General features: G+C 40.5%; 30 protein-coding genes. 2 read left to right on the forward strand and 28 right to left on the reverse strand.

Annotated features, from left to right (window positions below):
* Position 1 precedes the first annotated feature (1 nt).
* The 6 genes from GNIT_RS17450 to GNIT_RS17475 form a co-directional block, all read right to left on the reverse strand.
* Positions 2 to 388 (reverse strand): hypothetical protein, encoded by a 387-nt coding sequence (locus tag GNIT_RS17450; RefSeq protein ID WP_041246506.1) that lies wholly within the window; start codon positions 386 to 388, stop codon positions 2 to 4.
* A gap of 281 nt (positions 389 to 669) precedes the next feature.
* Positions 670 to 2469, reverse strand: a complete 1800-nt coding sequence (locus GNIT_RS17455; protein WP_014110655.1) for a replication endonuclease — start codon at positions 2467 to 2469, stop codon at positions 670 to 672.
* Positions 2456 to 2743 carry a hypothetical protein gene (locus GNIT_RS17460; protein ID WP_014110656.1) on the reverse strand — a complete coding sequence of 96 codons (288 nt, stop codon included), beginning with the start codon at positions 2741 to 2743 and terminating at the stop codon, positions 2456 to 2458. The genes GNIT_RS17455 and GNIT_RS17460 overlap by 14 nt, the downstream gene beginning before the upstream one ends.
* Positions 2744 to 2941 carry a helix-turn-helix domain-containing protein gene (locus GNIT_RS17465; protein WP_014110657.1) on the reverse strand — a complete coding sequence of 66 codons (198 nt, stop codon included), beginning with the start codon at positions 2939 to 2941 and terminating at the stop codon, positions 2744 to 2746.
* 131 nt (positions 2942 to 3072) lie between these two features.
* The gene (locus GNIT_RS17470; RefSeq protein ID WP_014110658.1) at positions 3073 to 3897 is read right to left on the reverse strand and encodes a hypothetical protein; all 825 of its coding nucleotides are present in this window, start codon (positions 3895 to 3897) and stop codon (positions 3073 to 3075) included.
* On the reverse strand, positions 3875 to 5107 hold the full coding sequence (locus tag GNIT_RS17475) for a tyrosine-type recombinase/integrase (RefSeq protein ID WP_014110659.1): 1233 nt from the start codon (positions 5105 to 5107) through the stop codon (positions 3875 to 3877). Before GNIT_RS17475 ends, GNIT_RS17470 begins: the two co-directional genes overlap by 23 nt.
* A gap of 681 nt (positions 5108 to 5788) precedes the next feature.
* On the opposite strand from GNIT_RS17475, the gene GNIT_RS18135 reads away from it, so the two are divergent.
* A complete protein-coding gene (locus GNIT_RS18135) occupies positions 5789 to 6202 on the forward strand; it encodes a site-specific integrase (protein WP_148261736.1) in 414 nt (137 codons plus the stop codon).
* A gap of 10 nt (positions 6203 to 6212) precedes the next feature.
* Positions 6213 to 6326, forward strand: a complete 114-nt coding sequence (locus GNIT_RS18140) for a hypothetical protein (protein ID WP_274377744.1) — start codon at positions 6213 to 6215, stop codon at positions 6324 to 6326.
* Positions 6327 to 6429: 103 nt separating this feature from the next.
* Here GNIT_RS18140 and GNIT_RS17485 read toward each other — a convergent pair whose 3' ends face one another.
* The 22 genes from GNIT_RS17485 to rpmH form a co-directional block, all read right to left on the reverse strand.
* Entirely contained in the window at positions 6430 to 6843 is a 414-nt protein-coding gene (locus GNIT_RS17485; protein ID WP_014110661.1) for a F0F1 ATP synthase subunit epsilon, read from the reverse strand.
* A gap of 52 nt (positions 6844 to 6895) precedes the next feature.
* Complete coding sequence (gene atpD, locus GNIT_RS17490) at positions 6896 to 8278, reverse strand: F0F1 ATP synthase subunit beta (RefSeq protein ID WP_014110662.1); 1383 nt, start codon at positions 8276 to 8278, stop codon at positions 6896 to 6898.
* A gap of 56 nt (positions 8279 to 8334) precedes the next feature.
* The gene (gene atpG, locus GNIT_RS17495) at positions 8335 to 9195 is read right to left on the reverse strand and encodes a F0F1 ATP synthase subunit gamma (RefSeq protein WP_014110663.1); all 861 of its coding nucleotides are present in this window, start codon (positions 9193 to 9195) and stop codon (positions 8335 to 8337) included.
* Positions 9196 to 9264: 69 nt separating this feature from the next.
* Positions 9265 to 10806 (reverse strand): F0F1 ATP synthase subunit alpha, encoded by a 1542-nt coding sequence (gene atpA, locus GNIT_RS17500; protein ID WP_014110664.1) that lies wholly within the window; start codon positions 10804 to 10806, stop codon positions 9265 to 9267.
* Between the two features lie 14 nt (positions 10807 to 10820).
* A complete protein-coding gene (gene atpH / locus GNIT_RS17505; protein WP_014110665.1) occupies positions 10821 to 11354 on the reverse strand; it encodes a F0F1 ATP synthase subunit delta in 534 nt (177 codons plus the stop codon).
* 12 nt (positions 11355 to 11366) lie between these two features.
* Positions 11367 to 11837 (reverse strand): F0F1 ATP synthase subunit B, encoded by a 471-nt coding sequence (gene atpF, locus GNIT_RS17510; RefSeq protein ID WP_014110666.1) that lies wholly within the window; start codon positions 11835 to 11837, stop codon positions 11367 to 11369.
* A gap of 46 nt (positions 11838 to 11883) precedes the next feature.
* Positions 11884 to 12108: a F0F1 ATP synthase subunit C gene (gene atpE / locus GNIT_RS17515; RefSeq protein ID WP_014110667.1), complete on the reverse strand. Its 225-nt coding sequence runs from the start codon at positions 12106 to 12108 to the stop codon at positions 11884 to 11886.
* A gap of 65 nt (positions 12109 to 12173) precedes the next feature.
* Positions 12174 to 13007: a F0F1 ATP synthase subunit A gene (gene atpB, locus GNIT_RS17520; RefSeq protein ID WP_014110668.1), complete on the reverse strand. Its 834-nt coding sequence runs from the start codon at positions 13005 to 13007 to the stop codon at positions 12174 to 12176.
* A 56-nt stretch (positions 13008 to 13063) separates the two neighbouring features.
* A complete protein-coding gene (locus GNIT_RS17525; RefSeq protein ID WP_041246507.1) occupies positions 13064 to 13447 on the reverse strand; it encodes an ATP synthase subunit I in 384 nt (127 codons plus the stop codon).
* Between the two features lie 177 nt (positions 13448 to 13624).
* Complete coding sequence (locus GNIT_RS17530) at positions 13625 to 14536, reverse strand: ParB/RepB/Spo0J family partition protein (protein ID WP_014110670.1); 912 nt, start codon at positions 14534 to 14536, stop codon at positions 13625 to 13627.
* Positions 14537 to 14641: 105 nt separating this feature from the next.
* Positions 14642 to 15412, reverse strand: coding sequence for a ParA family protein (locus GNIT_RS17535; RefSeq protein WP_014110671.1), 771 nt, complete (start codon positions 15410 to 15412; stop codon positions 14642 to 14644).
* Between the two features lie 121 nt (positions 15413 to 15533).
* Positions 15534 to 16196, reverse strand: a complete 663-nt coding sequence (rsmG, locus tag GNIT_RS17540) for a 16S rRNA (guanine(527)-N(7))-methyltransferase RsmG (RefSeq protein ID WP_014110672.1) — start codon at positions 16194 to 16196, stop codon at positions 15534 to 15536.
* A complete protein-coding gene (mnmG, locus tag GNIT_RS17545; protein WP_014110673.1) occupies positions 16196 to 18097 on the reverse strand; it encodes a tRNA uridine-5-carboxymethylaminomethyl(34) synthesis enzyme MnmG in 1902 nt (633 codons plus the stop codon). The genes rsmG and mnmG overlap by 1 nt, the downstream gene beginning before the upstream one ends.
* A gap of 1221 nt (positions 18098 to 19318) precedes the next feature.
* Positions 19319 to 20134: a DnaA ATPase domain-containing protein gene (locus GNIT_RS17550; RefSeq protein ID WP_014110675.1), complete on the reverse strand. Its 816-nt coding sequence runs from the start codon at positions 20132 to 20134 to the stop codon at positions 19319 to 19321.
* On the reverse strand, positions 20131 to 20781 hold the full coding sequence (locus GNIT_RS17555; protein WP_014110676.1) for a DnaT-like ssDNA-binding domain-containing protein: 651 nt from the start codon (positions 20779 to 20781) through the stop codon (positions 20131 to 20133). The genes GNIT_RS17550 and GNIT_RS17555 overlap by 4 nt, the downstream gene beginning before the upstream one ends.
* A 17-nt stretch (positions 20782 to 20798) precedes the next feature.
* Complete coding sequence (locus GNIT_RS17560) at positions 20799 to 21230, reverse strand: flavodoxin domain-containing protein (protein ID WP_014110677.1); 432 nt, start codon at positions 21228 to 21230, stop codon at positions 20799 to 20801.
* 144 nt (positions 21231 to 21374) lie between these two features.
* Positions 21375 to 22742, reverse strand: a complete 1368-nt coding sequence (mnmE, locus tag GNIT_RS17565; protein ID WP_014110679.1) for a tRNA uridine-5-carboxymethylaminomethyl(34) synthesis GTPase MnmE — start codon at positions 22740 to 22742, stop codon at positions 21375 to 21377.
* A gap of 30 nt (positions 22743 to 22772) precedes the next feature.
* On the reverse strand, positions 22773 to 23255 hold the full coding sequence (locus GNIT_RS17570; RefSeq protein WP_014110680.1) for a YajQ family cyclic di-GMP-binding protein: 483 nt from the start codon (positions 23253 to 23255) through the stop codon (positions 22773 to 22775).
* A gap of 162 nt (positions 23256 to 23417) precedes the next feature.
* The gene (gene yidC, locus GNIT_RS17575; protein ID WP_014110681.1) at positions 23418 to 25121 is read right to left on the reverse strand and encodes a membrane protein insertase YidC; all 1704 of its coding nucleotides are present in this window, start codon (positions 25119 to 25121) and stop codon (positions 23418 to 23420) included.
* A gap of 12 nt (positions 25122 to 25133) precedes the next feature.
* On the reverse strand, positions 25134 to 25460 hold the full coding sequence (gene yidD, locus GNIT_RS17980) for a membrane protein insertion efficiency factor YidD (RefSeq protein ID WP_085948150.1): 327 nt from the start codon (positions 25458 to 25460) through the stop codon (positions 25134 to 25136).
* Positions 25460 to 25792, reverse strand: coding sequence for a ribonuclease P protein component (gene rnpA / locus GNIT_RS17580; protein WP_014110683.1), 333 nt, complete (start codon positions 25790 to 25792; stop codon positions 25460 to 25462). The genes yidD and rnpA overlap by 1 nt, the downstream gene beginning before the upstream one ends.
* A gap of 55 nt (positions 25793 to 25847) precedes the next feature.
* On the reverse strand, positions 25848 to 25982 hold the full coding sequence (gene rpmH / locus GNIT_RS17985; protein WP_014110684.1) for a 50S ribosomal protein L34: 135 nt from the start codon (positions 25980 to 25982) through the stop codon (positions 25848 to 25850).
* Between the last annotated feature and the right edge of the window lie 638 nt (positions 25983 to 26620).

Genomic DNA, 26620 nt, shown 5'->3' on the forward strand with positions numbered 1-26620 from the left:
TTTAAAATTCTCTAACTATCGTTTTGGATAAAGGACTCGTTAAATTTTCCGAGTCATAAACTGCAATAGCGAAATAATACTTTCCTTTGGTGATATCGATTATCTCAGTAGAAAGCACTTGTGGATCATCAATTGTTTTAACTAAATTTAGCTTTGCTCTTGATTGCCCCATGTAAACTTTATATCCAGCAACTTCACTAAATGAAATCGAGCTGCCATCCATTCTATTTTCTGGAGCTACCCAATTTAGGTTAGTTGAATATAATACTGGGGGATTTTGATTAACAGGAGCAGGTGAGCTATCAGACGAACCGCCACCACATCCAACTAGTAAACTCATCAGGCAAGCAGCGCATGACCCAGATCTGATAATTGAAAAGTTATTCATTTGACATTACTCCCTTAATGCTTTCAATTGCTCTTATATTAACCAAAACGATATGTTATAGAATGTCTTTGGTACAAGCAAATCTTAAAAATATCAATCAATACAAAACCTCTCAATATTCAATCAAAAGGTACTTCTAGATTTTCCTTTGTGGGCAATTGCTGCGCCTATTATTTGATTGGTACGAGATTTTTAAATCAAATTTATTGTTTTCATGACTTTTCAAACCATTATTTTATCGAAGCACCTCCTTGCTATTGAAATATTGAAGGTCAGTACAGTTATTTACAGAACTCCAAGTTAAAGGGCTTTTGCGCTGCGCGCATAACTGTCCAATTATAAAAACGAGTGACGTAAGTTTGCCCCAGATAAACCAATCCTTTAATTTTCATGATGATTTCACCGTCGAAGTAGCCCGTTTTGCACTCTCCTGTTTCATCATTAAATGATGCTTCATAGGCAATCGATACTGGGCGGTCTTTGCGTTTAATATTAAGACCACCTAATGCCTCATTGTATGCAGCCCAGTTTGATTCGTCTGCCGCTTGTCTGGCTTGTTCTATCGGACTGTCTTTCGCTAATGGCTCTCTTAAACGTCTTAATTCTCGATATATTGAGACAGGCGCCCCCCCGAATTGCTGAAACTGGCGGATACACCAGCATGAAGCCCACGCATCAACACGTTGTGCGGCAGTGATGGGGTCTTCTCCGTAGATACCTTTATCTAATCCCTCACCATCGATGTTTTTAGACACATATTTTGCAATATACCCTGTTGCACTGCCTTTTTTAGGGTCGATTAACTTAAAGTCACACCGGTTTTCTTGCGCGCCTTGTTCGCCTGGGTCTTCCAATAGCGCATAGTGACGAACGATAGATTGAACAGACTCTATATCTTCTGGTTTAGTGAACAATAGAATGTGCCAATGCGGTGTCCCGTCATGTTGCGGCTCTGCCACTCTGAAACCATAAGGTGCAAGGTCTTTTTTTTGCCAAGCGGCGCGTATTTTGGCAAATAAGCCACCTAGGTATTGATTGCCCTGAAACGGCGTAAAGCCTTCATATCTAGGGTTGGGTTGACCTGATTTTGCGTATACAGCATGATATTTTGAGGGACAGGTGATGGTGATGAATATACCTTGGTCGCCTGCTTGTTTTGATAACTCTTCAAAACCGCGCATCCTGACCATCAACTCCGCTTTTCTTATCTTGGGATTCGATACATTTAAATCGGACAGCTCTTTTAACGTGAATTGCTGCCCAATATCATTAGTGACATACATTGAATTTAATAAGTTGTCGTTTCTAAGCTTTTGCGCTTGTCTATTTTTAGTGGTGAAGTCACTGGCATAAATTTGTCTGTGCTTACTGACTTGACCTAATTGAATAAAACACGCTTCATAACACTGCTTGATTATTTTACTTAATTTTCGCTTCCACCATGTTTTGTCACAAATGCGTTTAACTGCGCCTTCAAGCGTTACGCCGTCATACGGAACGGCTAGCCCGTAGTCAGCTAAAAATGGTTGCGCCGCAAGTAGCACTTTCTCTCGCTTTGCGTCACATACATCCGTTAACGCAATAATAGGCGTAGATTCGCTTTGTTGCGCATTTTGGTCGCGCATTGACCTTGGGACATTCGTTAACGGTTCATTGTGTGTGTTTGCGTTAACGGCTTGCCTTTTTACGCATTTATTTGCTGACTTTCGCTTATATAACCAATGATATTCGTTGTTACGAATTCGCGTCACGCTTGCTGCGCAATTCTTGGCAACACGCATAATATCGTCATCGTCTTCAATTGATATATGCCGCAGTTCTTCTGGAAAGCTTTCATTAATACGTTTAACCGTTTGGCGCACAAATACATTGCGCTCAACCTCGTCCGCTATTTTCTCTGCACCTTGCAGCACTGCCTTTTGTAATTTGACAGGTAAAGGTGATACTTGCGCTTTAATAAATCTAGCATTATCTCTTGCGACTCTGTTCGTATGTTGTTCGACATTGGCGAACAGAAAAGACGAAGACGCATTATGTAAATCGTCTATCGTTTCACGCACTCGGTTATTAGGAGATATCACGCATACCTCCGTCCATCAATTCGTTACCCAATGATGAGATTTGAAACACGTGATAAGCCACGCCATAAATCATTAATGAACTGACCTCTATGACACCTTTTGCTTTTAACTGCCCCAAAGTACCCACTTTTAAATCAAGATTAATCAGTATGCCGTTTCGTTTAATAATGACCTCGCCAAACTGATTGCACGTGTCGACACATAGATAGGCTTTTGCGCCTTGGTAAAAGTATTCAAGATGATCAATGTTTGCTTTACTTAATGATGGCTTCATTTATGCGCCCTCACTGGTAGACCAACACAAGTTTTCATTTAAATAGCGTTCAATATCTTGCATGCGATATCGGATGGCTCTTGTACCTACTTTGATAAAGGGAATGCGCGCACCTGCCCATCTGTCTCGCTCAAGAAAGGCTTCGCTCACGCTTAAGATGTTTGCAGTTTCTTTAGTGGTTAGTAGCTTTGTGTTCATGGATATTAATTCCTATTTATCTTTTAAGCTGCTCTTTGCAGTAATAGGAATTATGCGGATGTGCGTCTGAATGTATGTTCTTGTGCTAAGCAAAAGAATTCCAGTGCTAAGCACTGGAACTTTTTTGAAGATTAAGCGTTATATTTCATCTTGCCTTGCTTGAGCGCATTTATCCATTTGGCAAATTGAAGATGAAGGTCTTCTGCAGCGCTTCTTAACAAATTGTTGTTATTGTCTCGCTCAAAATCAGCCTTTATTTTTAGCGCTGCTTTTTTTGCAGGCAAATTGGAGTAATGTTCGATAAAGGCTTTAAAAACATCTTGTCGTAATGGCTCAATATATTCAGACTTAGCTTTTCCTCCTTTACTCACTCGCTTGATGGTATCCCTCTCAAACTCATAAATGCATTCAAGCCTGGCTAAACTGTCTACTAGCTCATCTGGCAATTCGTTTAGAAACGATGTGCCTGCATGCCAAATAGACTGCGCTACAACATCATCTTTGTCTTTTGGCTCAATGCGTTTTGACAATGTAATTTTTTCAGCTGCTTGCGTTAACACCAATACAGCAAAAACTTCAGACCATAACAAACGTTTGATGGATGCATATTCTAGGGTGAAGTATTGACGCAACGTAAAAAGTGTTCTGGCTTCAAGAAGACGAACACTGTTTAACGCATGCATTGACTTGAGTCTATTGCGCGTCATTTCTGCCGAAAATTCTTCACCAAAATCGATAAGCCTTGAAATAAGAGAGGAAATGCTCGAGACATCTTTATCGTTACGCTTACTTAGTACATGACGCGCTATTAGTACTGCCTCAATATCGTCTTCATTTGGTTCAAAGCTAAACGGGCATAACTCATTACGTTCAAACACATTTTTACGCAAGGGATCAATCGGTGTTTTTTCACTTGATGATTTATTAGTAAGTTCAATGAGCTTTGTCTGCACCATAATGTTCAAGCTTTATATTAGCTTTGTTTTTAAAGTAATCGGTAATTTTTTGCATCGGCGCTCGCAGTCGTTCATGTGTGGTAATCACATAACCCTGCGTCACATCGTTACCGCCTCGATGATTCACTAGTTTTTTGATGGCATACATTGAGATATCCAATGACTCTGCCACGGTGATAAATGTTCGCCTTAAGTCGTGACATGAAAATTGAACCTTTGACGCATCCACGAGCTCTTTTAAAAGAAGATCAGTATGTTTTAAATATCCTGATTTCTTCGTGTAAAACACATAGTCATTCATACGTTCTGCATGTCGCTCTTTAAGGATTGCATACACGATATCGCTCATAGGCAATGTGAGAGGGTCTTTGTTCTTTGTATCTACAATATGGAAAGTGCGCTCATCAAAATTGACGTATTCCCACTTTAGCGTTGCTGCTTCATTCTTACGAAGCCCTGTGAGCAACAAAAATACACAGTAGTCCATAAACACAGTTTTTTTATCTGAGATAGTTTCGTGTTTTACTCCTTGAATAGTGGCGTATAGCAACGGTAGCTGACTGTCGTTGATGATATTTTGTCTTCTTGGCTCTTTCGCCCACGCCTTCATGTGTCCTAGTCGCTCAATAGGGTTAACAGGAAACAAGCTATGACCATTTGAATCTTCATAGTTAAATTTTGCAAACTTAAAAATAGCGCTGACTACGCGTAGACAAACATTTGCATAAGATGGACTCTTTCGACTTAAAATATCATTGTGCTTTGCCAGTACCATGTCTTTATTAATGTCTGACAGCCTTTTATTCATCCAATCCTTAAGCTCACCCTTAAAGTACATTTCATATTGTTGGTATGTATTGGGGTTAAGATTGCATTTGACGCGCTTATAATCCTGATATGCATCATGCAAGGTTAATTGAGAAACGGCATCACGTTGTCGATTCGCAATTGGATCCTCTCCTGTCGCAATCTCGCCTAAATACTTCAAAGCTTCTTTACGTGCCATCTCAACGGTAATTTCTGGATATCTTCCAAGCGTTATGCGTTTAAGCTTTTTGTGAATGCGCTTCTCAAGGATAAATGCTCTGCTACCTCCCTGAGTCACGCGCAAAGCAAAACCTTTTAACACGCTGTCTCGATAAAACGCCTGCCCTTTTTCAGGTAGCGAAACGTGGTCAACAAACGATTTAGTTATTTTAAATGTAGACACTATGTAGTCACGAAAGTTAAAACAAGGTGAAACAGATTAAAACGAGAAAGGGGTTTAATGTCAATTAAAATAAGGATTTAAGGGTATTTTAAAAGTTAGTCAAACTTGTTAAAACAGATAGAAATAAAACAACCTATTACCCAACAAACTTCCAGGTATGATGATGACGTATTTGGCTCGTTATACCTATTATAATCCATATCTAAAATCCCTTTAGTTTGGCTCCAGAACGCGACCAAATTGATTGCCGTTGAATTTTCCTTATTCACTCACTGTACCAAAGTACGGAATTTTTGCAAAGTATTGGTCTTTACCGGAATTGTCGCTTTACTGTAAACATCAACAGTCACTTTTGCTGTAAAGGAATATTGCATGAATAAACAATTTTTCGCGTTTGTTGAAGAACATATGTATATCAAGCGTTATGCAAAAAGGTCGCTGCTAATACTCAATCTATTGCATTAAATGCGATAAGCTCCTTGTATAAAGAGATCATTAAACACCCCCTTTCACTTAATTTGAAGTTTGTTAAAAGTGATTGGCAAGCGAAACTCCCAACTGTATTAACCGTCCCTGAAATACATCAGTTGTTTGCACCAATAAACATACATTATAAATTACCGGCAGCCTTGTTGTATGGGAGTGGACTACACATAATGGAATGTTTGCGACGAAGAGCCCTTGACATTGATTTTTATTTCAAAAACATTCGTGTTTGGGATAGGAAAGGGGGATAGGCACCGCATAGTAACCTTGGCTGAAGAATTAATGAGTCCTTTGCGTTCCCAAAATCAATTGATTAATCATTATCCATCCCTTGACTGCGGCAATTCAACTTACGATGGCGTATATGTGCCCTTAGGTTTGCGTAATAAGTCTCCAAATAGTCGATTCACAATTGGTTGGCACTATCTATTCCCGTCTAAAACGCTTTCTGTTGACTCAGAATCCAAATTTATATCAGGGCAACATATAGATGAGTCGAGCTTAAGGAAGGCTACAACAGCGGCTCAAATAGCAGCAAAAATCGATAAGAAGATTGGTCAACACCTTAATACTCTCGTTTGCGACTCATCTTCTACGAAATGGCTCTGATATAAGACCGGTGCAAGATCAATTAGGCCATGCAGATTTGCGCACGACTCAGATTTATACACATATTTTACAGCGAGGAGGGAATGCAGTGACCAGTCCTTTGAAGAATCTTTTTTTACAGTAAACATTTAGATCAAAGGTTTTAGAGGTATGGCAAAAGTGTTTCACATGAAACAAAAAACCCAGCGCTAAGCTGGGTTTTTAAATCATTGTAATACTAACTTACTTTACTTGCGCAATTTTTGAATCAATCTTAACTGTGCAATAGCTTCTGCAAGCTCAATAGCTGCTTCAGCGTAGTCGAAGTCTGCACCGCCTTTAGCGATGGTTTCTTCCGCATGCTTCTTAGCATCTTCAGCCGCTTGTTCGTCCAAATCTTCTGCACGAACAGCGGTGTCAGCTAGAACTGTAATACTGCCAGGTTGCACTTCTAAAATGCCGCCAGCGATATAAATCAGCTCTTCATCACCATACTGTTTAACTACTCTAACCATGCCAGGTCGTAAGCCAGTTATCAAAGGAGCGTGACCAGGATGAATACCTAGCTCACCTTCGCTACCTGTGATTTGAACTGTTTCAACGAGACCAGAGAAAATCTCTACTTCTGCGCTTACTACATCCAAATGTACTGTCATTGCCATGGGGTCTCCTTTAAGGCAGCTTTCGCTGCACTATAAGTAATAAGCTAGAAGCTTACTTCTTCGCTTTTTCTTGTGCTTCTTCTATTGAACCAACCATGTAGAAAGCCTGTTCTGGTAGGCTGTCGTACTCGCCATCCAAAATGCCTTTAAAGCCACTAATGGTGTCCTTCAATGAAACATACTTACCAGGAGAACCGGTGAAGACTTCTGCTACGAAGAAAGGCTGTGACAAGAAACGCTGAATTTTACGAGCGCGTGATACTACTTGTCTGTCTTCTTCAGATAGCTCATCCATACCTAGGATAGCAATGATGTCTTTAAGTTCTTTATAACGTTGAAGTACCGTTTGAACGCCACGTGCAACATCGTAATGTTCTTGACCAATAACTAATGGGTCAAGTTGACGAGATGTTGAATCAAGTGGGTCAACAGCAGGGTAAATACCTAACGAAGCGATATCACGAGACAATACAACCGTTGCATCTAAGTGAGCAAAGGTAGTTGCAGGTGATGGATCCGTCAAATCATCCGCAGGTACGTATACCGCTTGGATAGATGTGATTGAACCAGTCTTAGTTGAGGTAATACGCTCTTGTAGTACACCCATTTCTTCAGCAAGAGTAGGTTGGTAACCTACCGCTGATGGCATACGACCAAGAAGTGCAGATACTTCTGTTCCGGCTAGCGTATAACGATAGATGTTATCAACGAAGAAAAGTACGTCGCGACCTTCATCACGGAACTTCTCAGCCATTGTCAAACCTGTCAAAGCAACACGTAAACGGTTACCTGGAGGCTCATTCATCTGTCCGTATACAAGCGATACTTTATCAAGTACGTTTGATTCGTTCATTTCGTGATAGAAATCGTTACCTTCACGAGTACGCTCACCAACACCAGCGAATACAGAATAACCGCTGTGCTCGATTGCGATGTTACGGATAAGTTCCATCATGTTTACTGTTTTACCAACACCAGCACCACCGAACAAACCTACTTTACCACCCTTAGCGAATGGACAAACGAGGTCGATTACTTTGATACCAGTTTCTAATAGTTCTACAGAGCTTGATTGATCTTCATAACTAGGCGCTTCACGGTGAATAGACATACGCTCTTCTTCACCAATAGGGCCTGCTTCGTCGATTGGGTTACCAAGAACATCCATGATACGACCCAAAGTAGCTGTACCTACAGGTACTTGGATTGCTTCACCGCTGTTATCAACTAGTAAACCACGACGTAAACCGTCAGTACTACCCATTGCGATGGTACGAACTACGCCGCCACCCAATTGTTGTTGTACTTCTAGAGTTAAGCCCTTTAAGCCACCTTCGGTCACTTTTAGTGCGTCATACACTCTTGGAACTGAATCTTGTGGAAATTCGATATCCACGACAGCACCAATGATTTGGACGACCTTACCTTGACTCATAATTTGTCCTCTTAATTCCTAAAATATGTTCTTTACCTAAATAGCTCGTAGCGCGCTTAAACTGCAGCGGCACCGCCAACAATCTCACTAATTTCTTGCGTAATCGCTGCTTGACGAGCCTTGTTGTATACCAATTGCAAATCATCAATTAGGTCTCCGGCATTGTCTGTAGCAGCTTTCATTGCAACCATTCTTGCGGCTTGCTCTGATGCTACGTTTTCAACAACACCTTGATAGACCTGAGATTCAATGTAGCGAACCATTAATTGTTCCAAAATCTGCTTTGGATCGGGTTCGTAAATGTAATCCCAACGATGTTTTAATGCTTTATCTTCTGATTTAGGCAAAGGCAACAATTGATTGACCACGGGTTCTTGAGTCATGGTGTTAACGAAATCATTGTAAACTAAGAAAACTCTATCTAGCTTACCTTCGTCGTATGCATTTAGCATAACACGCACAATACCAACTACGTCTTGAACACTTGGTTTATCACCTATACCTGATTCGGCTGCCATGACGTTACCGCCAAAACGACCAAAAAAGGCACAAGCTTTAGCACCCAACGCTGCAAAATGGATATTTACGTCTTTCTCTTTCCATTTCTTCGCGTCTTTTGCGACCACTTTAAATTCATTGGTATTTAACCCACCACAAAGACCACGATCTGTAGAAATAACAATGTACCCTACATTTTTGACTTCTCGCTCTTCCAAATAGGGATGGCGATATTCCAAATTACCGTTAGCAATGTGACCAATCACTTTTAGCATATTTTGTGCATATGGACGGCCTGTGGCCATACGTTCCTGGGCCTTCTTCATTTTCGAAGCCGCTACCATTTCCATAGCACTGGTAATTTTTTGAGTATTTTTAATACTCCCAATCTTACCTTTTATCTCTTTTCCGCTAGCCATGACACTTTCTCCAATTACTAAACGATGTGCCCCAACTTTGGTTAATTAAAACCTGTTGAGGCATATTGATTACCACGTTTGTGTTGATTTAAACGTATCAAACGCTTGTTTCAACTGTGATTCAATATCATCGTTGTAGTTACCAGTTTCATTGATTGTGTTCATGAGCTCGGTTTTTTCGCTGGTCATGTACGAGTGAAGGGCTGCTTCAAAATCAAGAACCTTGTTTAGTTCTATATCTTTCAAGAAACCTTTTTCAGCTGCGAACAAAGAAACAGCCATTTCTGCAACCGATAACGGTGCATACTGGTTCTGCTTCATAAGCTCCATTACACGTTCACCATGTTCTAGCTGCTCACGAGTAGCATCATCAAGATCAGATGCAAACTGAGAGAACGCCGCTAATTCACGGTATTGTGCAAGTGCTAAACGAATACCGCCGCCTAGCTTTTTAACAATCTTGGTTTGAGCAGCACCACCAACACGAGATACTGAAATACCGGCGTTAACAGCTGGGCGAATACCCGCGTTAAACAAGTCACTTTCTAAGAAAATCTGACCATCGGTAATTGAGATTACGTTAGTTGGTACGAATGCCGAAACGTCACCAGCTTGTGTTTCAATGATTGGTAATGCAGTTAATGAACCTGTTTTACCCTTCACTTCACCATTTGTGTATTTTTCAACATAGTTGGCGTTTACACGTGCTGCGCGCTCTAACAATCTTGAGTGCAAATAGAATACGTCACCTGGATATGCTTCACGACCTGGTGGACGCTTCAATAGTAGTGATACTTGACGGTATGCTACGGCTTGCTTTGACAAGTCATCATATACGATAAGTGCATCTTCACCGCGGTCACGGAAATATTCACCCATTGTACAACCTGAATAAGGTGCCAAGTATTGTAATGCTGCTGATTCTGAAGCAGAGGCTGCAACGATAATGGTGTGAGCCATCGCGCCGTGCTCTTCTAACTTACGAACCACGTTAGCGATAGTCGATGCTTTCTGACCGATTGCTACGTATACGCATTTAATGCCCGTACCTTTTTGATTGATGATTGCATCAATCGCAAGTGCAGTTTTACCTGTCTGACGGTCACCGATAACCAACTCACGCTGGCCGCGACCGATTGGGATCATTGAGTCAACTGACTTATAGCCCGTTTGTACTGGTTGATCTACTGATTGACGCTCGATAACGCCTGGTGCAATTTTCTCAACAGGTTCATAACCTGCCGCTTCAATTGCGCCTTTACCATCGATTGGTGCACCTAGCGTGTTTACAACACGACCTAATAGACCTGGGCCTACTGGTACTTCTAAGATACGACCAGAAGACTGCACTTTCATGCCTTCTTGCAAATCGGCGTATGGACCCATTACTACCGCACCAACTGAATCTCGTTCAAGGTTCAATGCGATTGCGTAACGACTGCCTGGAAGTTCGATCATCTCACCTTGCATAACATCGGCTAGGCCGTGTACGCGAATGATGCCGTCAGATACACTAACGATCGTTCCTTCATTTCGAGCTTCACTTACTACACTAAACTGTTCAATACGACTCTTGATCAGTTCTGCAATTTCAGTGGAATTAAGTTGCATGCTCTTTATCCCCTTTATGCTTGCAACGCGTCTGAAAGACGGTTCAATTTAGAATTTACGGAACCATCTATCACTGTATCGCCGGCCTTTATAATGACACCAGCGACCAATGCAGGATCCACGTTACATATAAGCTTCACTTTACGTGCTAATCTTTTCTCTAGCGCCGCACTCATTTTATCTAGCTGTTCACTCGACAGTTCAATGGCAGAAGTAACATCTACATCAATCTCTTTGTCGTAGTCCGCCTTAAAGACGTTAAACTGTTTCGATATATCAGGCAGAACCGATAGACGATTATTTTCAGCCAAAACTCTTATAAAGTTCTGACCATGAGTGTTGAGTTGTTCACCACAAACGCCTACAAATACTTCAGCAAGTTTCTCAGCAGCTAACGCGCTGGTTAACACGCTGCGGATGGTGTCGTTTACTGCGACCTCACCTGCAAAGGCCAACATTTCTTGCCAATTTGCGATGTCCGTGTTCTCAACCGCGAAATCAAAAGCGGCTTTGGCGTAAGGGCGAGCTACGGTTGTCAATTCAGACATTGCTCATCTCCCTTATAGCTCAGCGACAAGTTTTTCAACAATGTCGTTCTGTGCCTGTGCATCGATTTCACGTCCTAGAATTTTTTCGGCACCAGATATAGCTAAAATAGCCACCTGTTTACGTAAATCTTCTTTAACGCGATTACGCTCAGCTTCGATTTCTGTATGACCTTGAGCGATGATTTTCTCACGCTCCGCATGTCCACGCTGTGTTTCTTCCTCAACAAGTTGATTCGCGCGTTTCTTTGCCTGGTCTACAATTTCAGCAGCCTGTGCTTTCGCCTCTTTTAACTGGTCAGTCGCTTTCGCTTGAGCCAGTTCTAGGTCTTTAGCTGCGCGTTCAGAAGCGGCTAAACCATCAGCGATGATTTTTTGGCGTTCTTCAATTGCTGCCATCAACGGCGGCCATACATATTTCATGCAGAACCACACAAACACAGCAAATGCGACTAACTGACCTATAAGAGTGAAATTCATGTTCATTTCGACTCCTCCTCTATTAAATTCGCTAAACTAAAATTAGTATTAATTAGCCTAAGCCAACAGCGAATAATAGATATAGAGCGATACCAACACCGATCATTGCGATTGCATCGATTAGACCTGCTACGATGAACATTTTGACCTGTAGTTGAGGTGCTAGCTCTGGCTGACGTGCAGCAGATTCTAGAAATTTACCACCAAGAATACCGAAACCAATAGCAGTACCTAGGGCACCCATACCGATTAATATAGCAACTGCGATAGCGATCATTACTTATCTCCGAGTTTTAGTTAAAGTTTAAAGTTAAAAAAATAAAATGTTGTTAAACGCTTTTCCTAGTGGTCTTCGCTAGCCAAACTTAAATACACGATAGTCAACATCATGAAGATAAAGGCTTGTAATGGAAGAACTAGAATATGGAAAACCGCCCACATAAAGTGCAATGGCAACTGCCATAGACCGATAGTAGCGATAAGAATAAATATCAATTCACTGGCGTACAGGTTTCCGAATAAACGAAGTGCAAGTGAAAGTGGGCGTGCGAATAAAGTCACTAATTCAAGAATTAAGTTAACTGGAATAAATGCCCAATGATTGAATGGCGTGAAGCTAAGCTCTTTTGCAAAACCAAGCACGCCCTTCATTTTAATTGAATAGAATATAATGAGAGCGAAAACACCTAGCGCTAACGCTAACGTTAAATTCAAATCGGTTGTTGGAACCGCTTTGATGTAAACATCATGTGGGTCCATGCCGAAGCCATATTGACCTATCCAACCGGCAATTGTCGGTATAACGTCAACGGGTACTAGATCCATCAAGTTCATTAGCAACACCCATACAAATATGGTTAGTGCCAATGGCGCAATTAGCGCACTCCTACCGTGGAATGTACTAACAACGTTATCGTTAACGAAGCCAACAACTAACTCAACAAACGCTTGAGTTTTAGAAGGCACGCCAGTCGATGCTTTTTTAGCAACGCGACGGAAGAAGTAAAGAAACAAAATACCAAGACCTATCGACCAAGCCATAGTATCAATGTGTATAGCCCAAAAACCAGCGTCAGCACATGCCTTGTTGAAAGCAACACCAGTGTCGGTATTGCACATCGTCGCATTCGCTAAATGGTGTTGGATATATTCTGTAGTAGTATATTCAGAAGCCATTGTTCAACCCAAATTGTATAATTTAAAAATTGTTACATGGTAACGCCTGCCGGTCTTTAAGACATTCGGCTTAGACGGTACATGGCAAACCATTGGCTTACCATTGCTACTGCATACGCACCCATCAAAGGAAAAGGCGGTGCATTTAGTTGAGAAAATGCAATAGCAAAAAATATAGCAGTTAAAGCCAGTTTTATTTTTAAACCTTGGCTAAAACTCTGCACAACGAGCTTACTTTTCGTTGCGCCTGCATATCGGAATGACCAATAAGCAAAAAAACTATGCGGTATTATAAATGATAGTGCGCCGAAAACTGTTGCTACTGTATATTCAGGTTTTAAAATTAACACTATCACTACTAAAACAAGTGATGATATACATTGCGCAAAAATCCCTTTTTTGGCTACTTTTTTTCCGTTGTCGGCCAAATTCAAAAGCATTCTCACAGGCGTCAGTCGATCATAAAAATACATACCTAATGAAAGGCGGCATGAGTATACTGTTATGACAGAAAAATTCAACTAATTCGCAATTTTTTCCCTTTCGTGGTGCACTTTTAGCACCGAAATGGGCAACATGTTGAACATCGCAAAAAAAACCGAACTGATTGTCAGTTTTTACTGTTGTTCCAAGGCCATTTTTTGCAATATCCCATCGAGTTGTTCTAAGTCACTAAAGTTGATGACTAGTTTTCCCTTACCTTTGTGATTATGTGCAATCTGAACATGTGTACCGAAATTTTCTGAAAGTGACGTTTCTAACCGTTTAACGTCTGGGTCGATTTTTGTTTCTTTTTTATCTTTTTCTGGCTGTGGATTGTCAATTTCAGATTGCGTCTTTTTCACCAAATTTTCTGTTTCTCTGACCGTTAGGCCTTTATCAGCAACCAGTTTTGCGGTGTCTGATTGAACATTTCCGTCTAATGATAACAATGCTCGTGCGTGACCCATATCGATATCACCATATTCAAGCAAACGTTTAACATCGTCTTGTAAGCTGTTCAAACGCATTAAATTGGTAACAGTCGTTCTTGATTTACCGACCGCATCGGCTACTTGCTGATGAGTTAAATTAAATTCAACCATGAGACGGTCTAAGGCTTGTGCCTCTTCCATTGCATTAAGGTCTTCACGCTGAATATTTTCTATTAGCGCTATTGCTACAGCGGCATCATCAGGAACGTCTTTGATCAAACAGGGCATAACTTCAAGCTTGGCTATCTGAGCCGCTCTCCATCTGCGTTCGCCCGCGATAATTTCGTATTTTTTATTGTCAATTTGACGCACAACGATAGGTTGAATAATGCCTTGTGAACGAATGGAAGCAGCCAGTTCTTCAAGCGCTTCAGGTGACATATCTTTTCTAGGTTGATATTTGCCTGGCTGCATAAATTCGATGGGAATATTTTTTAATTCACTTTGTTCACCTGAGGTGTTATCCGCATCCTGCCTTTGCTTGTCTGCATGGCTGCGACTCGTTGCGAGTAGCGCATCTAAGCCTCTACCTAAGCCTTTATTCTTTGGTGACATCCTAACCTCTGATATTTCTTTGTGGCCTAATTGACGCCACTCTAAATTTAATGTTTTTAATGTCGGGACACTAAGCGTAAGTGAGTTCTCACTTACTTATATTTACTACTTAGCAACTCGTCGACGCAAAATCTCACCGGCCAAAGCCAAATAAGCCTTAGCACCCGTTGAAGATTTATCGTAATACATGGCGGGAGTACCAAAACTGGGTGCCTCGGCCAAGCGAACATTACGCGGGATCACGGTGCGGTAAACTTGGTCACCAAAATGACGTTTCAATTGTTCTGATACATCATTGGCTAATCTATTTCGCGGGTCGTACATCGTTCGAAGTACGCCTTCAATTTTCAAATTGGGATTAACTACCGACGCTAGTTTTTGGATTGTATCCATCAGCGCAGTTAAACCTTCCAGCGCATAATACTCGCACTGCATGGGCACAAGGACTGAATCTGAAGCGGCCATTGCATTGACCGTAAGTTGGTTCAAGGAAGGTGGGCAGTCAATAAAAATATAATCATAGTCATCTTGGACGCTTTCAAGCGCTCTGCGCAATCTTAGCTCGCGTGCAAATACTTCCATTAATTTAATCTCAGCAGCGGTGATGTCTGAATTGCCTGCAATTAAATCGTATTTCCCAGCAGTGTTCTTGATAATGACGTCTTTGGCTGGTACATCCTCAATGAGCAATTCATAGCAGGTATTTTCAACATCGTACTTGTCAACTCCGCTACCCATCGTAGCGTTGCCTTGTGGATCAAGGTCAATGAGCAGTACTCTACGTTTTGTCGCCGCCATCGACGCAGCAACGTTAACCGCAGTTGTTGTTTTACCAACACCACCTTTTTGATTCGCGATAGAAATGACTTTCGCCAAAATAAATTCCGTTAGTTATGAGTTGAAAACGACTGTGATTAAGCCACATTTCATTTTAGATTATTTTACATACTTGTTTTTTATAAAAATAATATTTCTTGGTAGCTAGTGGGGAATTAAGCTAGTTAGATATTTTTTTTACTTTAATCAAGTGTCGCTCACCTTGCAAATTTGGCACCGCAAGGTTAACACAATCTACCACTGTAAAGCCTGTAGGAATTTCGTCAAGTTCAAGTTGATTAACTTGCCCTTTTAATGCCAAAAATAATCCATTTTCATCTGTCATATTTTGGCACCAATGCAGCATATCTTTAAGTGATGCAAAGGCTCTACTCAATACGCCGTCAAATGGTTCGGCTATTTCAAGATCTTCGACACGAATCTGCATTGCAGTCACGTTGCTCATTTTTAGTTCATACAAACTTTGTTTTATAAAGCGAACGCGTTTACCCAAACTATCTATCAGTAAAAACGTTTTATCTGGGTTCATTATTGCTAAGGGAATACCGGGTAAACCGGGTCCTGTGCCTACATCGACAAAGTGACTACCCTGTAAGTGTGGCGAAACAACAATTGAATCAAAAATATGTTTAATCAACATATCTTGCGGGTTTCTTACGGAGGTTAAATTATACGTTTTATTCCACTTGTCGATGAGCAGCACATAATTGATGAGTTGCTGTTTTTGTAATTCAGAAATAGAAAATTCTAAATTTACAGCTACTTTGTCAAACGAAGCTGACAACGCATCAAATAGCGGCGATGATGTATTAGTCAAATTCATTAGGCTGATTGTTTCTCTGCTTTGAACAACATATTGTGTTTCTTCAAATATACCAATAACAAAGAAATTGCAGCCGGTGTAATGCCTGAAATACGCGACGCCTTACCAATAGTTTCTGGACGAGCATCTTTTAATTTTGATACAACTTCATTCGAAAGGCCTGAAATTTGAGAGAAGTCAAAATCCATCGGTAATAAAGCGTTTTCATGTCGTAACGATTTTGCTATTTCATCTTTCTGGCGTTCAATGTAACCCGCATATTTTATTTGAATCTCAACTTGTTCAGCCGCTTTAGGATCACTGATGCTCGGCCCAAAACTCTTAATGCTAGTTAGTTTCGCGTAAGTCATTTCTGGTCGTCTAATTAATTCTTCTAACGAGTGCTCGCGGCTAATAGGCGTTTTCAACATGCTGTTGAGTTCATCCAATGCTTCATGTTTGGTATGCACCCACTGCGATTTTAAACGTTGCTTTTCGAGTTCTACACTATTCATTTTTTCTTGGAAATAGGCCCACTGTTCGTCATTGACCAAACCAATTGCTCGACCCTTTTCAGTTAAACGAACGTCAGCGTTATCTTCGCGCAACAACAAACGATATTCCGCGCGACTAGTAAACATTCGATATGGTTCTTTTGTACCCATGGTGGCTAGATCATCAATCAGCACGCCCATATACGCTTCATCTCTGCGTAATTCAAAACCATCTTTTTCTTGGCACTGTAAAGCCGCATTAGCACCGGCAATTAAACCTTGTGCACCGGCTTCTTCGTATCCAGTGGTTCCATTAATTTGACCGGCAAAAAATAAACCCGATATAAACTTTGTCTCCAGCGTTTGTTTTAGATCGCGTGGGTCAAAGAAATCATATTCAATTGCATAGCCTGGGCGAATAATGTGTGCATTTTCAAACCCGTTGATTGAGCGCACTAGCGCCATTTGAATATCAAACGGCAAACTAGTCGATATACCATTTGGATAAACTTCTACGCTAGTTAAGCCCTCAGGCTCAACAAAAATTTGATGCGAATTCTTATCTGCAAAACGCATTATCTTGTCTTCAATTGACGGACAATATCTTGGTCCAATTCCCTCAATGACACCGGTGTACATTGGTGAGCGATCTAGGCCAGAACGAATAATGTCATGCGTTTTTTCATTTGTATGCGTAATGTGACAAGGAATTTGACGAGGATGGTCCTCTACTTTTCCCATAAACGAAAATACAGGTAGTGGAGTATCGCCAGGTTGTTCCTGCATTTTTGAATAATCTAATGACCGCGTATCTAATCGCGCTGGCGTACCTGTTTTGAGTCTATCAACTCTAAATGGAAGCGCGCGTAGTCTTTGTGCTAAGGCGATTGAGGGAGGATCACCGGCTCTTCCACCCTTGTAATTTTCCATACCAATGTGAATGGTGCCGCCAAGGAAGGTACCTACAGTGAGTACAACGGTTTTTGCTCTAAACTTCAAACCCATTTGAGTAACTACGCCAACAACACGATCATTTTCAACGATGATATCGTCACAAGACTGTTGGAATAAGGTTAAGTTAGGTTGGTTTTCAAGTACTTGTCGAACAGCGATACGATATAAACTTCTATCAGCTTGAGCGCGAGTCGCTCTTACCGCAGGTCCTTTGCTTGAGTTTAATGTTCTAAATTGAATGCCAGCTTTATCGGCTGCTTTGGCCATAACACCGCCGAGAGCATCAATTTCTTTTACCAAATGACCTTTACCAATGCCACCTATCGCAGGGTTACATGACATTTGTCCAAGTGTTTCAATACTGTGCGTCAGCAATAGTGTATTTGCGCCCATGCGTGCGGCTGCAGTTGCAGCTTCTGTACCTGCATGCCCACCACCGACAACAATGACATCAAAATCTTGTTGATAAAACATTTGCACTTGCCTCAATTTAAACCAGGGTCAACTTTTCACCTTGCTGATAACTATTACCCTAAAATCGATAATTTCTTTAGGGTTTGAATCGCAAAGTCTAAACGTAACTCGTAGATACTAACAAATATTTGCTTAAAACATCCCTTAAAAAACGGGGCGCATATGTTATACGAGTTTAGGTCTTTTTGGAATGCTTATTATTTGAACATTAACTTTGCTTGGTTAAACTTTTAGAAGATATTGTTGTTCAGCAAAACACGTTCATATTTGATAAGCATGAATACATTTTCGCTTTGTTGGTAAATTTGATCGTAGTTTGTGTTTTTAGGTTAATTTGGGCCTTAAAAAAAAGTGGATAAATTTAGGTGTTTCGATTTCCTTATAAATATAGAGATCTTAGATATATAGGTTATTATTATTATTATTAAGCAAGCCGTTTTCTGTTGATAAGCCTTTTTTTAATATAAATAACAATAATTTATATCACTTCAAACCCTGTTAACAAGAAGGTGTAACATCGGTATATACTCGGTATAAGTAGGCCTTTTATCCACAGGCAAAATAATCGTAAAAACTGTCCAGTGAGTGATCATAACTTTCGTACAGTTTAGGATCGATCTTATCCACAGCACTGAAGATCAGGTGTGGATATTGTGTATAACTTGTACATTAAATAGAAATATTTGTTAAGTTATTCACTGTAAGTATCTTACTTTGTTGCTTTTAATATATCAGCTACACACTATGATCAACTTTCATGCTACTTATGCACATTTTGAAAGGTGTCTGAATTACACACAGAATGGGATGTGCTAAATAAAGTAGAGAATAAAAAGAAACTCGCAGATAAAACAGCCTAAATAAGCCATTTATCTTTGATTTTATAGCCAGTTCCAGGGTCTGTATAAGCTCCCACTGCAGAAGAAACAGCCATAATTAACATCTAAATCCATTCAATTTGGCCTACTTTGCTATAGACACTAAAGACAATTATGGTGAGAAAGGAGAATATTATATTGTTAACTAGGTCATTTTTTTAAATTGTGCGTTTCTAGTAGGCTGACTGTTGCAAGCTTCATGATGCCAAAGCATCGTTGAAATAATTTCCGGATACACAAATGATAAACATAATGAGACTACATACTAGTGTACTAGATACCAGTTTATTGAATTTGCGCTTGCCATTGTTGGGCTAACGCAACGAAGGTTGTCTAGTTGCGTCTAGCGAACCTGATTAGGTTGGTATTGGTTGCCGCTGCTGGGTTCAGCATAGTCAGGAACAACCTGCTTGCGTCTGCTAGGGCCTTGGAATCTGACTTTGTAAGTATCGTATTCTTTTATCGACTCGAAACAATATCTACCTAGCGCGGTTTCTAAGTCTTTCAGATTGTGGTTAGTAATAAGAATACAGTTTTTATTTTCAATTAGACGTTGTCTTAACAGACTACCTAACCAGCTTTGAGTCGTTTTTTTCAGCATGGTTTCATTCACGCAAACTTCATCTAATATTAGTAAATCAACATCTTGCAGCTGTTTGTTTATTTCTCTGAATTTTTCAGGTGCGCTATCATTTGATTGAAAATCATATGAGGAAAAACGCATTTCAAGCAGGGTCTGTAATTGACGATACATGACGGTTGTTTCGTACTGGTCAATTAATTGATGCGCAATGGCACCGGCTATATGTGACTTACCGCGACCATAGTCACCGTAAAAAATCATCATATGAGCACGACTGTTGCGCCAGCTAGGATCGGCATGGGCAGCAATAAACGATTTTGCGATATTAATTGCTTCAACAACGTCTTGTGCATCTTCAACGAGGTTGTGAAAGGTCCATTTTGGATTAAGCTCAGATTTACCGTGTATTTGTTGAACTCGCTGAAGTCGCGTTTCTTGCTGCAGTTTTTGAACATCCTGATTAGCTAAACGATCGAATTCCTCGCGGCGCTCTTTATAGTTAAATTGCGCTTCAGGCTCAGGATCTTTTCCCAATGACTTTGCCAATTCATTAATTCTATCGTTTAAACTTTTCATGATTTTCCGCTGTATTTTTCAACTAGTTGTTTAACATTATCATCTATTTCAAGACCTGCTTGGGGTGTTATCCATTGATGGCCAATCTTAGTTTGTTCTTTATTCACAGGCTGTCTCTGACGGCGCTGTTTTATGTTTAACACAAATTTTTGTGTCCATTGATAATCAGTAAACTGTTTCTCAGGATAACCTAACCAGTAAGCTATGTACTCTCCGAGCTCGTCAGCAGAATACCCTTTGTCGATAACACCAACAAGCTGACAAAGCTGCTCAAATAAATCGGCGTCTGGACGCCAGCTAACATTCATCTTAACAAAACTTTGGTGTTTGTCGGTGGCAATACTTGAAATTTCCTTACTGACACTCAAAGGTAAATGGATAACCTGTTTGTTTAAGCTGCGTTTATACGATTGATCATCTTCAATTCTAATTAGCCCAACATTATCTAACTCTTTAAGAAGTGAATTGACTTGTCGTCCTAGAGTCACGATCTCTTCTTTGCTGTTGAGAAACTGCATAATATCTTGATAAGAAAGCGTTAGCTTGCCTTTTGAAGCGTAGCCTTTTGGCGCTAAGTAGATGCTATAGAGGGCTCTCGCATGATTACTCATGGATAATTGAAGTGCATCTATTTCTAGGCTATTCATGGTTTAGGCTATTTTCCCTATAGTTTTTCTAGTTGTGCAGTAAACCAGTCTACAGCAATATCTTCAGGAATAGGGTGGTTCAATACATCTATGTGTAAAGGCTCTGTTAATAGGGTCGCGCCTTGGTTCACGATAAGAGTTTCCATTTTCATAGCAGCACCACAATAAGTATCATAGCTGCTGTCACCCAGGCCAACTATAATAGCGTTTACACCCTGTAGATCTTGGTTTTCAAGTGATTTTGCATACGACTCTATGTTGTCGGGTAAATCACCAGCACCATGGGTTGATGTGCATATCAACAAAACGTTGTCTTTATTTAATGTCGATATTGAAGGGTCGAAATGACAATTGCCGTCATGACCAGCTTCTTTAATAGCCGCCAATAATGCTTCAGCGACATATTCTGAAGCACCTAGTACGGAACCAACCATAATATCAAAATGCATAAAGTTACCTTAAATTAGTAATAATTTCGTAGAGTTAGTTTGCAAGCTGTTATTACCGTTTTACGTCTGATCGCGCTAATTGTTCAGTTTATCAATGTTCAAACCTTAATAAATAAACGTTCCGTTGAACAAATAAAAATCGAATTACTTACCAATACAAAACGATGAAAATATCTTACCCAATAAATCGTCAGAGCTAAATTCACCGGTTATTTCATTTAGGTATTGTTGTGCAATTCGTAATTCTTCTGCAAGTAGCTCACCGGCCATATTGTCTTCAAGTTGCGCTTTGCCTTGATTGATATGTTCGTCTGCTTGTTGCAGCGCGATGATATGTCGTTGGCGCGCTATAACTTGGTCTTCGCCTGCTTGCTCAAAGCCCATGCATTGTTTTAAATGATCTCGAAGTTCATTAATACCAAGCTGTTGTTTTGCTGATATACGCAATACAGGATAGGTAGAAGTGCTCGACAATCCTATCGTTTCACCACTCTCATCACACTTGTTGCGAATAACAGTAATATTTGCATTTGCTGGCAAGCGAGCATAAAAGTCTGGCCAAATATCGCCAGGCTGGTCGGCTTTTTCTTCGTTACTGTCAACCATAAACAAAATACGGTCGGCTTTTTCAATTTCGCTCCAAGCTCTTTCTATACCAATTTTTTCAACTTCATCGGTGCTTTCGCGCAGGCCAGCAGTATCGATAATATGCAAAGGCATACCATCTATGTGAATATGTTCTTTTAGTACATCTCGTGTAGTACCAGCTATTTCGGTAACAATTGCAGACTCTTTACCTGAAAGCGCGTTAAGTAGACTAGATTTACCCGCATTTGGCCTACCGACAATTACTACCGACATGCCATCGCGCAATAAACTACCTTGCTTGGCTTGGTGCTTTATTTTGTCGAGTTGTTCGCAAATTTTTAGTAGGTCACCCTGCACTTTACCATCACTCAAAAAGTCGATTTCTTCTTCCGGAAAATCAATGGCAGCCTCAACGTACATGCGCAAGTGAATAACTTGTTCAACCAGCATATTGATTTGCTGTGAAAATTCACCCTGCAGTGAACGAAGAGCACTTTTGGCAGCTTGTTTAGAAGTAGCGTTGATTAAATCGGCAATGGCTTCTGCTTGTGTTAAATCTAGCTTGTCATTTAAGAAAGCTTGCTCACTGAACTCACCCGGTCGGGCTAATCGAACGTCTGATTTAGCAACACAAGCGTCGAGCAAGAGTTCCATAACAACTTGGCCGCCGTGGCCCTGCAGTTCTAATACGTCCTCTCCCGTAAATGAATGAGGCGCTTGAAAGTACAGTGCAATGCCTTGGTCAATTACGTTGCTGTGTTGGTCTTTAAAGGGCAAATAGCGAGCTTGGCGCACGGCAGGGCATTCACCCAATAAACGCAATGCCACTTCCTTTGCTTTAGGACCAGACACACGCACAATACCAACACCGCCTCTACCGGGTGCGGTGGCTTGTGCAACGATGGTTTCTTTATTCAACGACATTTTTAATTAATAACCTATTTAAGCAAGAGATTAGTCACGAAAGTTATTAAACTGCAGCGGCTGGCCTAAGTCTTCTTGTTTCAACATTGCCATCACGTCCTGCAAATCGTCACGCTTTTTACCGGTAACGCGAAGCTGTTCACCTTGAATAGAAGCTTGAACTTTCAGCTTCTTATCTTTTATTAGTTTCACTATTTTTTTAGCTAAGGGCTGATCAATACCTTGCTTGAAGCCAACGGTTTGGCGATGTGTTTTTCCTGTGTGGCTACTATCATTACGATCCATTGCCGATGTATTTACACCGCGCTTAACCAAAGCGTTACGTAATATATCCATCATCTGTTTAAGTTGGAAGTCATCCTGTGCGCTCATGATCACCGATGCGTCTTTGAATTCAAATGAGGCTTCAACGTTTCTGAAATCGAATCGCGTTGATAATTCACGGTTAGCATTCTCAGTTGCATTTTTTACTTCTTCTTCGTTTAATTCTGAAACAATATCAAATGTAGGCATGGGCGTTCTTCCTAAAGTTATTTTACGTTAGAGATTTGATTGTATCTCGTAAGTTCTACACAGTTTAGTAAATCTTAAATTGTGTAGACAAAAAAGCCCGCAGTTAGCAGGCTTTTCAAAAGGGTGCTATTGAAACTGAATAACAGCCTTAATAGTGTATATCTATGCTTTGCTACTTATGCCTCTTCTTTCCATTGACGCATAAATTATTTTTGCTTGAACAAGTGTAATAACGTTACTTATTAACCAGTACAAAACTAATCCAGCAGGGAAGAAGAAGAAGAAAATACTCATAGCAACCGGCATATACGTCATTATCTTTTGCTGTAACGGGTCAGTGATTGTCATCGGCTGTAAACGCTGCAGCAGGAACATACTTGCACCTGTAAGAATTGGCAACACATAGTACGGGTCGGCAACTGACAAGTCAGTGATCCAGAAAATGAAGCTTGCATGACGTAATTCAACGCTTTCCAGTAGAACCCAGTATAACGCTAAGAAAATTGGCATTTGTAAAAGAAGCGGGAAGCAACCACCCATAGGGTTTACCTTCTCTTTCTTGTACATTTCCATCATTGCTTGAGACATTTTCTGGCGGTCATCACCGAAACGTTCTTTTAATTGGGCCATTTTTGGCTGAAGATTACGCATTTTCGCCATTGACTCATATTGCTTTTTAGTTAGCCAATACATTGCACCCTTCACGACAATCGTCACACAAATAATCGCTAAACCCCAGTTAATAACAATGCCTTGAATCCAGGTTAATAGAGAAAATAACGGTTGTGAAATCATCCATAAGAAACCGTAATCAACGGTAAGGTCAAGGCCTGGTGCAATTGCAGCTAATACGCTTTGCGTTTTAGGTCCCATGTATAATTGGCTAGATATAGTGTCTTCACCGTTTGCTGCTATTGTTACAGGTTTGCCTGTATAGCCAATAATGGCGAAGGTGTTATCAACAATACGACTCGTAATAGTATTGGTTTGTTCCTGTGGTGGTACCCAAGCAGTCACAAAATAATGCTCAATCATGCCAGCCCAACCACCAATGGTGACGGCATTTAGTTTTTCGTCTTCAAAGTCACCGAAACCAAATTTTTCGTATTTGTCATCTTGAGTAGAGTAAGCTCCACCGCGATAAATAGGCATAAACATACTGCCGCCTGGCTGGTCTAAAGTAGTTTGCTTTAACTGTGCAAACTGCGCCATAGTAACGGCAGCGTTAGTGTTATTTTTTACGTCATAGGTAACGTCAACAACGTGTTGATCGCGTCTAAATACGAAGGTTTTTGTAACGCTTAAACCTTCAGCGGATGACCACGTTAAAGGAACGTTTAAGGTATCGCCGTCCAATGTAAAGTCAGCCTTTGAGGTGCTATATAGAGGACGCCCTTTTGGATTTGAGTCTGGACCGGATTTACCGACCAAGCCGCTTTGGGCAATATGCAGTCTGCCAATATCAGGTTTTAGTAACTGATACGAGTCGTCTGCACCTTGAGTTACTGGGTATTTTACCAAATCAGCTCTAACGACGTCGCCGCCTACAAGGTCAATGGTAAGGTCCAGAGTGTCAGTGGTGACATTAATGAAACGATCGCTGTTAGTTTCCAATGTGCTAATTTGTGGCACAGCGGTTTGGCTTACCGGAACATCCGAAGCGGTATTATTTCCAATAGCGGGAACTGAAGAATTGCTCGGGATTTCGCCATCGGCAGAGGATACACTTGGTATACCTTGACTTGCCGTAGTTTGTTGAACAGGTGGTGTAGCTGGTTTAGGGCCATATGCGTCCTGATATTCAACCCATAATAGATAACTGACTAACAATAAGCCGATAACTAAGAGACTTCTTTGGGATTCCATATTTTTCTCGTTTTAAAGTTTATTTTTAGGTGTTGCTAATGACGATGCTTCGTTGTTCACATTATGTGAATGCGTTACGTTATCTTCACTTGTTCCGGGTACGTAATCAAACCCACCCGGATGCATTGGGTTACATTTCATTATTCTTTTTATAGAAAGCCAAGTTCCCTTAACTAATCCATGTCGTTCCAAAGCTTGATGTGCGTAACAAGAGCAAGTTGGATGAAAACGACAGTTTTGGCCTAACATGGGAGATATGAAGACTTGATAACCTTTTATCAACAGTCGAAAGGGCAGGGTTAACAAAGAAAAAGGGGTTGAAGCCTTATTTTGTGTCATTAACTTGCGCTTTGATTGCATCGATTGGTTAGTTTTCGCCATAATTTCTCTAGTTGAACGACCATCTCTTGGTTGTCCAGTTGACCTATACCTTGTTTCGCGATCACGATAATATCAACATTTGGTAGCTGATGTCTCCGTAATCGGAAGCTTTCTCGTATAATTCTTTTTATTGTGTTGCGATCGGTCGCATTTTTGACTTTTTTCTTAGGCACAGTAATACCTAGACGAGCTGTTTCGAGTTCGTTGTGTCTTGCTAGTATGGTGATGTGATTAGAAACTGCGGGAATAGCTTTATCGAATACAAAGGAGAAGTTTTTGGGAGTCAACAAACGTGACTCCCTGGGAAATGAGTTATCTACCGGTTTAATATGCTTTACTCACACATTAAGCTGATAATTTAGCTCTTCCTTTTGCTCTGCGGTTTGCTAGTACTTTACGACCGTTTTTAGTGGCCATACGAGCACGAAATCCGTGAGAGCGCTTACGCTTTAAATTGCTTGGTTGAAAAGTTCTTTTCATGGCCTAATCTCTACTTGTTTCAGTTTAACGTTGAAGCATGAGTTTCAACTAAAATGAAACCTTGCTTGGAAATGGACGCGGAATGATAGAGATCAAAATAGTCATTGTCAACGTTTATCGGCTTTAAAAGCGCTATTTATTTGAATTGTGCATAAATATTGCGCATTGCTTGCTTTTATCCACATTTTGCTGTGTATTTTGTATTGTAGGTACGCCATTCTGGCATGATATATGCGCAAATTTTCAGCATAACGGCCTAAACAATTCATTTAATTGAATGAATACATAAGGTTATCCCCAGATAAAGTTGTTATATAACAGTTGTTTAGCATTTCAACACTGTATAGAGGTAATTGTACTAAAAGAATTGCCAATTATCTGTGGATAAATAAATGAAAATCCCCTATTCTTATCGCCCTTTTTTTAAAGGCTAACAAAGCGGGTGCGCTTTTGAACGGATAAAAATGTGCTGATTCTTCCAATATATGCAGAATGAACATGAGTACATTTAATTTACGTTCAAGTTCAGGTTAGTAATCCACGAATACGAGTTTGTTGCTCAAGGTTTTGGTTACATTTTTTATCACACGGACGCAGTTAGCTTTTATGGTAGACGTATAATGGAGATAGTCAGTTGA

Source organism: Glaciecola nitratireducens FR1064 (assembly GCF_000226565.1).
GTDB classification, from domain to species: domain Bacteria; phylum Pseudomonadota; class Gammaproteobacteria; order Enterobacterales; family Alteromonadaceae; genus Glaciecola; species Glaciecola nitratireducens.